The 12,429-nt window shown below is 71.7% G+C and carries 10 protein-coding genes; 7 read left to right on the top strand and 3 right to left on the bottom strand.

Going from position 1 to position 12,429, the window contains the following annotated elements:
* Positions 1-44: 44 nt before the first annotated feature.
* Together AP234_RS05685 and AP234_RS05680 are read right to left on the bottom strand one after the other, a co-directional pair.
* Positions 45-1,211, bottom strand: a complete 1,167-nt coding sequence (locus tag AP234_RS05685; RefSeq protein ID WP_055478478.1) for a M24 family metallopeptidase — start codon at positions 1,209-1,211, stop codon at positions 45-47.
* A 45-nt stretch (positions 1,212-1,256) separates the two neighbouring features.
* The gene (locus AP234_RS05680; protein WP_200926239.1) at positions 1,257-2,900 is read right to left on the bottom strand and encodes an amidohydrolase; all 1,644 of its coding nucleotides are present in this window, start codon (positions 2,898-2,900) and stop codon (positions 1,257-1,259) included.
* Between the two features lie 93 nt (positions 2,901-2,993).
* On the opposite strand from AP234_RS05680, the gene AP234_RS05675 reads away from it, so the two are divergent.
* From AP234_RS05675 to AP234_RS05645, 7 genes are all read left to right on the top strand, one after another.
* A complete protein-coding gene (locus AP234_RS05675; RefSeq protein ID WP_055478477.1) occupies positions 2,994-4,556 on the top strand; it encodes a PucR family transcriptional regulator ligand-binding domain-containing protein in 1,563 nt (520 codons plus the stop codon).
* A 287-nt stretch (positions 4,557-4,843) separates the two neighbouring features.
* Entirely contained in the window at positions 4,844-5,839 is a 996-nt protein-coding gene (locus tag AP234_RS05670; protein ID WP_055478476.1) for an L-2-amino-thiazoline-4-carboxylic acid hydrolase, read from the top strand.
* Positions 5,840-5,919: 80 nt separating this feature from the next.
* A complete protein-coding gene (locus AP234_RS05665; RefSeq protein WP_063842792.1) occupies positions 5,920-6,969 on the top strand; it encodes an ABC transporter substrate-binding protein in 1,050 nt (349 codons plus the stop codon).
* A 115-nt stretch (positions 6,970-7,084) separates the two neighbouring features.
* Positions 7,085-7,948, top strand: coding sequence for an ABC transporter permease (locus tag AP234_RS05660; RefSeq protein WP_063842791.1), 864 nt, complete (start codon positions 7,085-7,087; stop codon positions 7,946-7,948).
* A complete protein-coding gene (locus AP234_RS05655) occupies positions 7,945-8,757 on the top strand; it encodes an ABC transporter permease (RefSeq protein WP_055478474.1) in 813 nt (270 codons plus the stop codon). Before AP234_RS05660 ends, AP234_RS05655 begins: the two co-directional genes overlap by 4 nt.
* Entirely contained in the window at positions 8,754-9,845 is a 1,092-nt protein-coding gene (locus AP234_RS05650) for an ABC transporter ATP-binding protein (protein ID WP_055478473.1), read from the top strand. Before AP234_RS05655 ends, AP234_RS05650 begins: the two co-directional genes overlap by 4 nt.
* Entirely contained in the window at positions 9,821-11,449 is a 1,629-nt protein-coding gene (locus AP234_RS05645) for an amidohydrolase family protein (protein WP_055478472.1), read from the top strand. Before AP234_RS05650 ends, AP234_RS05645 begins: the two co-directional genes overlap by 25 nt.
* Here the strand turns inward: AP234_RS05645 and speB are convergent.
* Entirely contained in the window at positions 11,424-12,398 is a 975-nt protein-coding gene (gene speB, locus AP234_RS05640; RefSeq protein ID WP_055478471.1) for an agmatinase, read from the bottom strand. The two genes, AP234_RS05645 and speB, sit on opposite strands and share 26 nt — an antisense overlap.
* Positions 12,399-12,429: the final 31 nt, after the last annotated feature.

Here is a 12,429-nt window from a genome sequence, read left to right as displayed (position 1 = left end):
TCCCGATCACGGGTGAGGGCCCGGCGTCGCGGGCACACGGGCGGCTAGTTGGCGTGGACCTCGAACAGGTCCCGGGGCGTGCTGTGCAGGATCTCGGCGCCGTCGTCGGTGACGAGGATGTTGAAGCCGAAGATGACGGTCATCCCGCGGTACATCGCGACGGAGGGCTCCAGCGAGAACACCATGCCGGGCTCGAGCGGCGTGTCGACCCCCTCAAGGATGTCCGGCATCCCCAGCCATACCGGTGGATACGCCAGCTCCATGCCGAACCCTGCCCGGGCGGGGATGAACTCCTCGTACCCCTTGCGGGCCTCGCGAGTCGCCCGGTCGATCTCCCCGACCGGCGTGCCGGGGCGGCACAGCTCGAAACCGGCCCAGAACGCGCCCGTGACCACGTCCCACAGCCGGCGCAGCTCGTCGTCGGCCGTTCCGGCCACGAGCGTACGGACGATGTTCGAGTTGTAGCGGGCCTTCGACCCGGTGATCTCGAACATCACCGGGTCGCCCTCCTCGATGACCCGGTCGGAGGGCAGGGCGTGGAACAGGCCGCTGCGCGGCCCCGACCCGATGATCGTGGGCAGTGCGGGGTACTCGCTGCCGGCCTCGGCGAGCGCGTGCTGGATTCGCGCGTGCACGTCGATCTCGCGTACGCCCGGGCGCAGGTTCTCGATCGCCGCCCGCATTCCGCGGTCGGCCAGCGCGGCGGCCTGCCGCATGTAGCGGATCTCCGCCGGCGACTTGCGCATCCGGAGCCGCTGACCGATGTGGGTGACGTCGACGATGCGCACCCCCGGCAGCGCGGCCTCGATGCGCCGCACCGTCGCGGGCTTCAGATACCAGCTGCCCAGCTCGAGTCCGAGGGTCCCGCCCGGCGGCAGGCCGAGCTCCCGGAGCAGGTCGAGGGCACGCTGCTCGGCGTCCTCGCCGTGGGTCCAGATCCGCACGTCGTCCAGGTGGCTGGTCACCCTGGCCAGTTCCCGCTCGCACTTGTGCGTGAGCAGCACCACGCGGTCGGAGGAGGTGGTGATGAACAGTTTCTGGAAGAAGTACAGGCCGGTCGGGTCGAACCCGGTGAGGTAGTTCATGTGCTCGGGCAGCGAGCCCATGTAGACGTCGACGTCCTCGGCACGCAGCCGGTCCCGGAACTTCTCCACGCGGGCGGCGTACTCCTCGATCGGGAAACGCGTCTCCGCGCGGTCGGGCAGCTCCACCAGGTCCTCCTCATTGGATGCGGGTCGGGCGATGTGTGCGCGGGTTCATCTCGCGCCGTCGGCGGTCCACGCGGGGACTCCCCCGACCCAGGTCTGCGTGACGGGTATCCGTCCCAGTTCGTCGGGCGGCACCTCGAACGGATCCGCGGCGAGGACCACGAGGTCGGCGAGGTAGCCGGGGGCGAGCCGGCCCTTGGCCCCCTCCTCCCCGGCCGCGGCCGCGGCCCCGGTGCCGAACAGGGCGAGCGCCTCACCGGTGCTGATCCGCTGTCGCTCGCCGAGCACGCGGCCGCCGCTGGTGCGGCGGGTGACGCAGCTCTGCACGCCGAGCAGCGGTTCGTACGGCCCGCACGGGTAGTCCGACGACCCGGCGACCGTGATGCCGGCGTCCAGCAGCCGCCGGTGGGCGAACATCCGGCCGAGGCGCTCCTCGCCGTAGGCGTCGACGAGCGCGTCACCGTGGAAGGCGACGTAGCCGGCGAACGGGACCGGGATGAGGTCCAGCGCCGCGATCCGCTTCACGATCGTCTCGTCGACGACGGAGCAGTGCTCGATCCGATGGCGGGTGGTGATGTGCGGGTGCCGCCGGCGGGCGTGCTCGAGCGCGTCCAGCAGCAGCGCGATCGCGCGGTCCCCGTTGGCGTGCGCGGCCAGGCGCAGCCCGGCGCCGTGCACCCGCAGCGCGAGGTCGGTCAGCTCCTCTCGGGACACCACCGCCATGCCGTGGTCGTCGGTGCCGCGGAACGGCTCAGACAGCCAGCAGGTCAGCCCGGCCACGGCCCCGTCGACGAACGCCTTGACCCCGCCCAGGCGCAGCCAGTCGTCGCCGAACCCGTCCCGGATGCCGGCGGCGATCAGGTGGTCCACGTGCGGGTACGTCACCAGGGCGTTGACCCGTTGCCGGAGCCGGCCGCCCGTGCGCGCGGTCTGCAGCAGCCGCAGCTCGTCCGGGCCGACCATCGCGTCGCCAACAGAGGTGATCCCGGCCGACAGGAACATGTCCGAGGCGGTGTCCAGGCCGGCGAGCAGCTCTTCCTCGCTCGGCGCCGGCACCACGGGCCGGCGGCGGGCAAGGGACGGGTAGGCCAGGTCGAACAGCGCCTGCTCGTACAGCACGCCGTTCAGCCGGCCTGACCCGTCCCGGCCGAGCGCGCCGCCGTGGGGGTCCGGGGAGTCGTCGGTCAGCCCGGCGGCCGCCAGCGCCGCGGAGTTGACCACGCCCCAGTGCGCGCCCACGTGGACGACGAGGACCGGCCGGTCGGGCACCCACCGGTCCAGGTCGTCGCGGTCGATGACCCGCCCTCCCGTGGTCCGGACCTGGTCGTACCGGCTGGCCCGCAGCCAGGCGCCCGCGGGCAGCGGCACGGCGGCCGACCGCAGCCGCGCCGCCAGCCGGTCCTCGGATCCGGTCACGTCCGCGGCGACGTCGACGCCGACGGCGTTGCGTGCCGCCATCGTCAGGTGGATGTGCGCGTCGACGAAGCCGGGCAGCGCGCATCCGCCGCCCAGGTCGGTCTCCGGTGCTCCGGCGAACCGCTCACGCAGCTCGGCCAGCGGGCCGGCCGCGACGACGCGCTCGCCGGAGACCGCGAGCGCGTCCACCACCTGGGGGCCACGGGCGGGCGCCATGGTGCGGATCCGCGCGCACCGCAGCAGCCGCACCGGCGCTGACATGTCGTTCACGGCCATGCCGCAGAGTCTCCCCGGACCGGCCCTGCGGGCGGCAATCGTCGGATCCTCCGGGGCGCCGGCGCGGTGCCTGTAGGTTGCTACAGTACGCGCGTGTACCTGCACGAACTCGTGGCCGCCGAGCATCTCGGCCTGCGGTTCGTGCTGCGCCCGAACCGGACGGTCTCCATCGGCTGGGTGCACTCCACCGACATGGCCGACCCGAGCGCCTACCTCGGCGGCGGCGAGCTGATTTTGACGACCGGATTGTGGCGTCGCGGCGCCGGCGACGCCGAGCGCTTCGTCCGGTCGCTGCGCCGCGCGGGTGCCGCGGCCCTCGGCTACGGCGTCGAGACCCCCGACGCGGACGTCCCCGCCGACGTGCGGGACGCCTGCCGGTCGGCCGGGCTGCCGCTGATCCGGGTGCCGCACGAGCTGCCGTTCATCGAGGTGGCCCGTGCGTTCCACGCCGCCGCGAACGCCGAACGTCACGATCTGCGCCGCCTGCTGGACAACCACGAGGCGCTGTCCACAGCGGCCGCACAGGGGGACATGTCCGCGCTGGTAGGCGCCCTCGCGGCGCAACTCTCCGGGGACGTCTGGGTGGTGGACGGTGCCGGGGTGGTCTGGACGGGCGCGGCCGCGCCGCCGCCCGAGGCGGTGCGGGCGACCTGGCATCGTGGCCGGGTGGCGGCCGCCTTTCCTGTGCAGGCCGCCCTCGGTGACGGATCGGCCGTCACGGTCATGCGGGTGGACGAGGCCGTGCCGGCCCGGTGCTTCCTCGGCTGTGCGCGATCCGTCGCCTCGCTCACCGCGGCCGAGCGGCGGGTGCTGGACGACGCGCTGCCCTACCTGCGCGGTGAGCTGACCCGGCTGCGCGAGCGTCGCGGGCACGCCGCGGCGCGCGAGCGTGAACGGCTCGCCCTGGTCGAGAGCGGCCGCCCGGCGCGGGGCGGGCTCGTCCGGGCGGTGGCCGCCGGATCGGTGGTGGCCGTGGCGGTGCTCGGCTACCCGGCCGTTCCCGGCCCGGTGGCCGACAGTCTGCTCGACGCGGTGCCCCCGGCGGTGCGAGGCGCCGCGGCGGCCGAGGCCGTGGTCGTTCCCGACGTCCGTGAGAGCGTGGTGATCTTGGAGGTGGCGCCGGCCTCCGGGGTGCCGCTGAGCGATCACGTCGCCCGGGCGGTGCGGCGCCTGCTCGAATGTGCGGAGCTTCAGCTCGATCGGGTGGTCCACGCCGGCTGGACGCTGGCCCGCGACGCGCAGGGCGATCTGCCGCGGGCCGTGACCGCCGCCCGGCTCGCGGCCCGGCTCGCCGCCACCGGCGCCGACGGCGGGCGGATGGCCCAGTACGAGCGCCTCGGCACCCATGAGGTCCTGCTCACCCTGGACAGTGAGATCGTCGGAGCGTTCGGGGACCTGGTGCTGGGTCCGCTGGCCGACCACGACGCACGGCACGGCACCCAACTGGTGGCGACGCTCACGGAGTTCCTGGAGCGGGACTGCGCCTACCAGGCGAGTGCCGAGGCCCTGGGGATCCACGTGAACACGCTGCGATACCGCCTGACGACGATCGAGCAGGTGACCGGACGGGACCTGCGCCGGATGGCGGACCGGGTCGATTTCTTCCTGGCCCTGCGGTGCGGCCGCGACCCGGAGCCCGGCCGCCGAGTGCGCTGACAGCGGACGTCGGATTCCCGCCATGGGTTCGTAGCGTCCGGGGATCGGATCCGGCGTTCCAGGCAAAAAGGCTCATCCGTTTGGCAAGTTTTGGTTGACCGTACCCGACCTCGGTACCTATGTTGTCTCCCATCTGCAGCACCACTGCAGACCATTGCAGTGTCGCTCCAGGGGCGAACCAATGCCACCGAGCGGTCCTGGCCACACGGCCGCGAGTCCCCGACGGCCATCTGTCAATCGACGACGTCTGCCCGGGCGAAGGTGTCCGACGGGAGGCATACGGAAACATGATCAACGAACCAGGCGACCTCATGACGTCGCTCGTCACGACCATGACGCACGAGGCGCGGATCGTCCGGCACGCGGGGCTGGCGTACACCCGGGCGCGGCGTGAGGCCGGCCTCGCCGTCGTCGAGCGCGCCCTGCGCGGCTACTTCGACTGGCGTGCCGCGGCCGCCGCCGGCCGCGGCGGAGCCGGCCTGCCGGACATCGTGCGGTCCTGGCGGACGGCCGAGCTGCTGTCGGTCAACGCCCAGGGGTGGGGCGAGCTGCGTGTCGGCACCCGGGGGCTGCGGCTGCGGCTCGACGGCACGCCCGAGCTGCTGCACTTGGGGGCCCACGGCGTGCCGGCGTTCGCGGTGATCTACTATCGGGCGCTCGTGTCGGCGCTGATGCGGGCCGCGGGCCTGCCCGGCGACGTGCGGGCCGAGTGGCGGGAGACCACCCTCACCCTCGAGGCGGGGGAAGCGCCGGAGCCGGCCGACGAGGTGCGGCCCGCTGTGGCGCTGTCCGGCGAGGAAGGCCTGGCGCTGCTCAGGGCGACCAGCGAGAACCGCGGTGCGCTGCTGGTGTTCCTCGGCCGTACGGCCGAGCAGACCTTCGGTGCCGACGGGGAGCAGATGTACCGCGAGGCCGTCCGCGGCTTCGGCGCGGAACGCGGCGAGGCCATGCGGCTGGACCACCTGAGCAAGGGCCTCACCCTGGACCTGCGGAACATGATGGAGTTGTACGACTCCGGTGGCAATGAGGACGTGTGGCAGTACCGCGACGAAGGCGTGCTGACCCCGGCGCAATGGTCGCAGGACTGCACCTTCTGCCCGTTCGTCCGACCCTGGAATGATCTCGACGGCCTCCGGTACGGAGAGATCTACGACCACGAGTTCCACGTCGCGCAGTTCAAGGCGTACCGCGAGGACATCGAGGTGAAGTGGGGCGAACTGCAGTCGCGCGGCGACGCGACCTGCGAGTTCCGATTCTCGATCACGGGTGCCCTCCCCGTCTGAACGCCGTTCCCCTGTCGAATTCCGGGCACGTGCCCGCTCGTCCCGGACCGTTTTCTCCCGTCAAATGAGCAGAAGGTTTCATGGGTTGGTCGAGAAGGCCGGTCGCGGTGGCGGCCGCCACATCGATGCTCACGCTGGTGATGGCCGCGTGCGGCGGCGGAGGCGACTCCGGCGGCGGCGACAAGCAGCTCACCTTCGTGTCCTGGGGCGGTGGCTACCAGGAGGCGCAGGAGAGCCTCATCGTCAAACCGTGGGGTGACAAGAACGGAGTCCGGGTCCTGTCCGACGGTCCCACGGACTACGCGAAGCTGAAGGCGCAGGTGGACTCCGGCAACACCCAGTGGGACGTGATCACCCTGGAGCCCTTCTGGGCGATCTCGCACTGCGGCACCATGCTGGAGAAGATCAAGGACAAGGTCGACACGTCGAAGCTGCCGGCCGAGGCGGTCTCCGACTGCGGCATTCCCTTCGACATCCTCTCCTACGTCCTGGTGTACGACTCCTCGAAGTTCGGCGGCGACCCGCCGACCTCGTGGGCGGACTTCTTCGACACGGCGAAGTACCCGGGCAAGCGCGGCGTGTGGAACTACGCGCCGGGCGGCGCGCTGGAGGCCGCGTTGCTCGCCGACGGCGTCGCCCTCGGCGATCTCTACCCCCTCGACGTGGACCGGGCGCTGAAGAAGCTCGACACGATCCGCGGCGACATCGCGTACTACGACACCGGCGCGCAGCAGGTGCAGCAGCTGCAGAGCAAGGAGGTCGTGATGTCGATCGCCTGGAGCGGTCGCGGCCTCGACGCCGTCCGTGCGGGTGCTCCGTACGAGCCGGTGTGGAAGGACAACCTGATGCTCGTCGACTCGCTCGCGATCCTGAAGGGCTCCAAGCACGTGGACGAGGGGGTGAGCCTGATCAACGAGCTGACCTCGGCCCCGGCTCAGGAGGCGTTCATCGAGAAGTACACCTACGGCACCGTCAACTCCGACGCCAAGCCGAAGCTCGACGAGACCGCGCGGAAGTTCTCGCCGACCGAGGCCGGTCACGGCGAGCAGGGCCGCTTCATGGACCAGCAGTGGTGGGCGGACAACTTCGACAAGGTGAGCGGCGAGTGGACGAAGTGGGCGTCCGGCTGATCGGAGCCGTCCGTCTCCCCCGCACCATCCGCTACCGGCCGCCCGGCCGGCCGTACGTCGATACCAGCCACGTTGTCACGGTCAACCGTCAGCATCGAAGGAGCGGAGCCACGGCATGCTGAAGCTCGCCCAGCGAACGACCCGGCGACTTCGGGGGGCCCACCTGGCGATCCCCCTGCTGGCTCTGCTCGTCGCCTTCTTCGCGATCCCGGTCCTGGAGCTGATGCGGCGCTCGTTCCTCGACGCCGACGGCGCGCTGACGATGCAGAGCTACGCGGACTTCCTCGGCACCCCGGCCTATCGCACGATCCTGTTCCGCACGTTCTTCGTCGCGGTCATCTGCACCGTGGTGTGCGTCCTGTTCGCGTACCCGTACGCGTACCTGATGACCCTCGCCGGCCCGCGGGTGCGCCGGGTGCTGCTCGTGCTGGTGCTGCTGCCGTTCTGGACCAGCCTCATGGTGCGCACGTACGCCTGGCTGGTGCTGCTGCAGGACACCGGACCGATCAAGGCGGCGCTGGAGGCCATCGGGCTCGGCCAGGTGCACCTGATCAGGAACACCGCGGGCGTGGTCATCGGGATGGCGCAGATCCTGCTGCCGTTCATGGTGCTTCCGCTCTACAACAACCTCCAGAAGATCGAGCGTTCCGACCTGCTGGCCGCCCAGTCGCTGGGGGCGACGCCGCTGCGTGCCTTCTGGCGGGCGTACTTCCCGCAGAGCCTGCCGGGGTTGTTCGCCGGCGGCGTCCTCGTCTTCATCCTCGCGCTCGGCTTCTACATCACGCCGGTGATCCTCGGCTCACCGCAGAACTCGATGATGTCCCAGCTGATCGTCCGGCAGGTCACCGAACGGCTGGACTGGGCCGGCGGCGGTGCCATGGCCGTGGTGCTCACCGTGCTGACCCTCGTCTTCGTCGGCCTCATGAGCCGGGTCGTCAACGTTCAGCAGGCCTTCGGAGGAACAGGGGACAGGAAATGACCACCACGGAGAGCAGGAGCCGGCCGCGCTGGCTCTACCTTCTCGCGGCCATCGTGGCGATCTGGATGGCGGCTCCCCCGCTCGTCGTGATCCCCATGAGCTTCAGCTCGGAGCGCACGCTGACCTTCCCCCCGTCCGGCTACTCGCTGCGCTGGTACCAGGAGTTCTTCGAGAACCCGGTCTGGCTCGACGCGCTCAAGTCGTCCTTGCTGATCGCCGTCCTGGTGATGGTCATCTCGGTGGTGATCGGGACACTCGCCGCGTTCGCCGTGGTCCGCGGCCGTTTCCGGGGTCGTGGCCTGCTGGAGATGGTGGGCATCGCCCCGTTGGTCGTCCCGGTCGTGGTGCTGGGCATCGGGGTCTACGCGATGTTCCTGCGCTGGGGCCTGATCGGCACCGTGCCGGGATTCGTCGCCGCGCACTGCGTCCTGTCGACCCCGTACGTGATCATCACGGTGTCCGGCGCGCTCAGGGTGATGGACCAGCAGCTCGAGCGCGCCGCCCAGGTCCTGGGCGCCCGCCCGCATCGGGTGTTCCTTCGCGTGACGCTGCCGTTGATCGCCCCGGGCATGCTGGCCGGCGGGCTGTTCGCGTTCGTCACCTCCTTCGACGAGGTGGTCGTGTCGCTCTTCATCGTCAGCCCGGGCCTGCGGACGCTCCCGGTCGAGATGTACTCCAGCGTGACCCGGGACATCAACCCGACCATCGCCGCCGCCTCGACCCTGATCCTCGCGGTCAGCACCGTGCTCATCCTCGCCTCGACGAGGTTCCTCTTCTCCGACAGAGCCGACGGAAGGTCGAAACGATGACCGTTGCAGTGGACACCGACCTCGCCCTGAAGCTGCGGGGTGTCTCCAAGCAGTATCCCGGCACCGACGCGGCCGCGGTCAGCGGCGTCGACCTCGACATCCGCCGCGGCGAGTTCGTGACCTTCCTCGGCCCCAGCGGTTCGGGCAAGACCACGACCCTGAACATGATCGCCGGCTTCATCTCGCCGACCGGCGGGCAGATCCTCCTCGACGGCAAGGACATCGCCGACCTTCCCCCGCACCGGCGCAACCTCGGGATGGTCTTTCAGAACTACGCGCTGTTCCCGCACATGTCCGTCTGGGACAACGTCGCGTTCCCGCTGGTCGAGCGCAAGTATCCGAAGGAGCAGATCCGCGAGCGGGTGCGCGCCGCCCTGGAGATGGTGAATCTCACCGGGTTCGAGAAGCGGCGGCCCCGGGAGCTGTCGGGGGGCCAGCAGCAGCGTGTCGCCCTGACGCGGGCCCTGGTGTTCGACCCGCCCATCCTGCTGATGGACGAGCCGCTCAGCGCGCTGGACAAGAAGCTGCGCCAGCGGCTGCAGCTGGAGATCAAGCGCGTGCACCGCGAGGTCGGCATCACCTTCCTGTTCGTCACCCACGACCAGGAAGAGGCGATGGCCCTGTCCGACCGCGTGGTCGTCTTCGACCACGGCCGGATCGAGCAGGTGGGCACGCCCGACGAGCTCTACCGCCGGCCGGCGACGCGGTTCGTCGCGGAGTTCCTCGGCGACAGCAACCTGATCGACGGCCGGCTCGTCACCAGTGACGGCACGGTGGCCCTCGAGGCCCCTGAGGGGCGGATCCCGCTGGCGGGCCCGCCGGCACCGTCCGACGGTGAGCACTGCGTGATGTTCCGCCCCGAGGACGTCCGGGTCACCTCCGGCGAGGACGACGCGGCGGCGTGGAAGGGCACGGTCCGCGAGGTCGTCTACCTCGGCTCCGAGCGGCGGGTGATCGTGACGACGGAGACCGGCAGGGACGTCACCGCCCGGACGAGCGGCGAGACGACCGGCGTCCCCCGTGTGGGCGACGCCGTCGGTCTGCGGTTCTCTGCGAGCAACGCGTGGCTGATCCCGACCACCGGGTGACCCTGTTCCGGGCCCGCGCCGTCCTGCCGGAGGCCCACTGGACGGGTCCCCCCGCCGGCGCGCTCGCCGTGGCGGACGGCATGGTCGCGGCGGTCGGCTCCTTCGCCGAGCTGTCCGATGCGTGGCCGCGCGCCGACGTCGTCGACCTCGGCCGCCGCTGGGTCGTGCCCGGCCTGGAGGACGCGCACTGCCACCCGACGATCGCAGCGGACGAGTCGTGCCACGTCAGCCTCCCTCCGGCGGATCAGCGGGAGCCGGAGCGGGTGGCCGCGGCGGTGGACCGGGCCGGCCGCAGCAACGGCTGGGTCAAACTCGTGGGCTGGCTGGAGGAACGGTGCGGCGGCACCGCGGTGGACCGGCACCTGCTCGACCGGATCTGCCCGGCCGACCCCCTGGTGGTGGTGCACGCGAACGGCCACTGGGGCTACGCGAACACGGCCGGGCTGGCGCGCATGGGCTTCATCGACGACGCCGGCGCGGTGGTCGACGCGGCGGTGCCGGCCAACGGCTGGGTGGAGACCGGATCCGACGGGCTGGCGACCGGCCGTGTCTTCGAGCATGCGATGTTCGACATCATGGAGCCGGCGCTCGCCCGGGATCCGCGCCGGGTCGCCATCGCCGGTTTCGCCGACCGGCTCGCGGCGCTGCGGCGGATCCAGCACGACTACCTGAGCCGCGGCGTCACGGCGCTGACCGATGCGCTGTGCGGCGAAACCGGCTGGGAGCTGCTCGAACGGGTCCAGGCCGAGGGCGCGTCGCCGCGCTACTCGGTGCTGGCGCCGGTCGGCGATCTGGACCTGGCGCGCCGGCTGCGCACACGCGGCGGCCCCCGGCTGCGCCTGATCGGGCTGAAATCGTTCGTGGACGGCGCGCTCAACGGCGGCACGTGCCTGCTGAGCGAGCCGGTGCCGTACGGCGAGCCCCAGCGGCTGCGCACGGCCGACGACATCGCGGAGGAACTGCGGCGGGCCGACTCGCTCGGTCTCCTCCTCGGCGTGCACGCCAACGGCGACGCGGCGATCGACGTGCTGCTGCGCGCCTCGCAGCGGACGGGCCTGCGCGGGCGGATCGAGCACGGCAGCGTCGTCCGCGACGACCAGGTGCCGGCGATCCGGCGTCAGGGGTGGTCGGTCGTGCCGTTCGGCTCGTACATCCGTCAGCACGGGGAGCGGCTCGCGGGCACGTACGGCAGGGCCCGGATGGAACGGCTGATCCGGCACCGGACCCTGATCGAGGCCGGTATCGCCGTGGGCGGCTCCTCGGACCACCCGTGCGCCGGCCTCGACCCGTGGCAGGGCATCTGGAGCTGCGTGACGCGGCGGTCTCGCGAGGGAGAGCCGCTCGGTGAGCGGGAACGCCTCACCCCGGCGCAGGCGCTGCATCTCTACACGCGGGGGTCGGCGTCGGTGCGCCCCGGGTCCGGGCCGGCCGGGACGCTCCGGGCGGGCGCCCCGGCGGACTTCGCCGTGCTCGACCGCGATCCGCGGCGGATGGAAGGGCTCGAACACCTGCTTGAGGCGCCGGTCGCGGCCACGTTCGTGGCCGGCGAGCCCGTGTTCGCCGGCCACGACGTCGAGGTCAGCGTGCCGGACCGGCGGCGCTGATGTGGTCACCGCCGGCCATCACGGTCAGCAGTTCGTAGGCGACGTGGCTGGCCGCGACTCCGGTGATCTCCGCGTGGTCGTACGCCGGCGCCACCTCGACGATGTCCGCGCCCACCACGTTGCGTCCGTCGAGGGCGCGCAGCAGCTCCAGCAGCTCCCGGCTGGACAGACCGCCGGCCTCCGGCGTACCGGTCCCCGGCGCGTGCGCCGGATCCAGCACGTCGATGTCCACGGAGACGTAGATCGGGCGATCGCCGAGCCGCCGCAGCATGACGTCGATCAGCGTGTCGAGCCTCTCGTAGGCGAACCGGCGGCAGGTCAGCTGCTGGAATCCGAGCCGGGTGTCGTCGGTGATGTCGTCCTTGTCGTACACGGGCCCCCGGATGCCGACGTGCAGGCAGCCCTGCGGATCCAGCAGGCCCTCCTCCGACGCCCGCCGGAACGGCGTGCCGTGGGTGACCGGCGCGCCGAAGTAGGTGTCCCAGGTGTCCAGGTGCGCGTCGAAATGCAGCACCGCGATCTCGCCGTGGTGACGGTGCAGGTCGCGCAGCAGCGGCAGCGCGATCGTGTGGTCGCCGCCCAGCGTCACCAGGCGGGTGCCCGCGCCGGTCAGCGCGCCGGCCTGCTCCTGGATCTGGCCGACCGCGTCCGCGATGTCGAACGGGTTGATGACCATGTCGCCGGCGTCGGCGACCTGGACCGCGCCGAACGGGAAGCGCTCCAGTGCCGGGTTGTACGGCCGCAGGAGCCGGGAGGACTGGCGGATGTGGGAGGGGCCGAACCGCGCGCCCGGGCGGTAGCTGACGCCGCTGTCGAACGGCGCGCCGATGACGGCGATGTCCGCCCTGGTCACCTGATCGGTGCGGGGCAGGCGGGCGAAGGTGGCGGGCCCGGCATAGCGCGGGATCTCGGTGCCGGAGACCGGCCCGATGGGGTGGTTCTTTTCCATTCCGTCCTTCCGTTCCGGGTGCGCACTGCAT

This window comes from Sphaerimonospora mesophila (assembly GCF_001417795.1).
GTDB classification, from domain to species: Bacteria; Actinomycetota; Actinomycetes; order Streptosporangiales; family Streptosporangiaceae; genus Sphaerimonospora; species Sphaerimonospora mesophila.
Note: the sequence above shows the minus strand (reverse complement) of the source record. Positions and strands in the feature narration are given on the sequence as shown.

Excerpts from the sequence above, each read along its gene's own strand:
- AP234_RS05680 (WP_200926239.1), bottom strand. The coding sequence starts at position 2,900 with ATGGCCGTGAACGACATGTCAGCGCCGGTGCGGCTGCTGCGGTGCGCG.
- AP234_RS05670 (WP_055478476.1), top strand. The coding sequence starts at position 4,844 with ATGATCAACGAACCAGGCGACCTCATGACGTCGCTCGTCACGACCATG.
- AP234_RS05665 (WP_063842792.1), top strand. The coding sequence starts at position 5,920 with ATGGGTTGGTCGAGAAGGCCGGTCGCGGTGGCGGCCGCCACATCGATG.
- AP234_RS05660 (WP_063842791.1), top strand. The coding sequence starts at position 7,085 with ATGCTGAAGCTCGCCCAGCGAACGACCCGGCGACTTCGGGGGGCCCAC.
- AP234_RS05655 (WP_055478474.1), top strand. The coding sequence starts at position 7,945 with ATGACCACCACGGAGAGCAGGAGCCGGCCGCGCTGGCTCTACCTTCTC.
- AP234_RS05650 (WP_055478473.1), top strand. The coding sequence starts at position 8,754 with ATGACCGTTGCAGTGGACACCGACCTCGCCCTGAAGCTGCGGGGTGTC.
- speB (WP_055478471.1), bottom strand. The coding sequence starts at position 12,398 with ATGGAAAAGAACCACCCCATCGGGCCGGTCTCCGGCACCGAGATCCCG.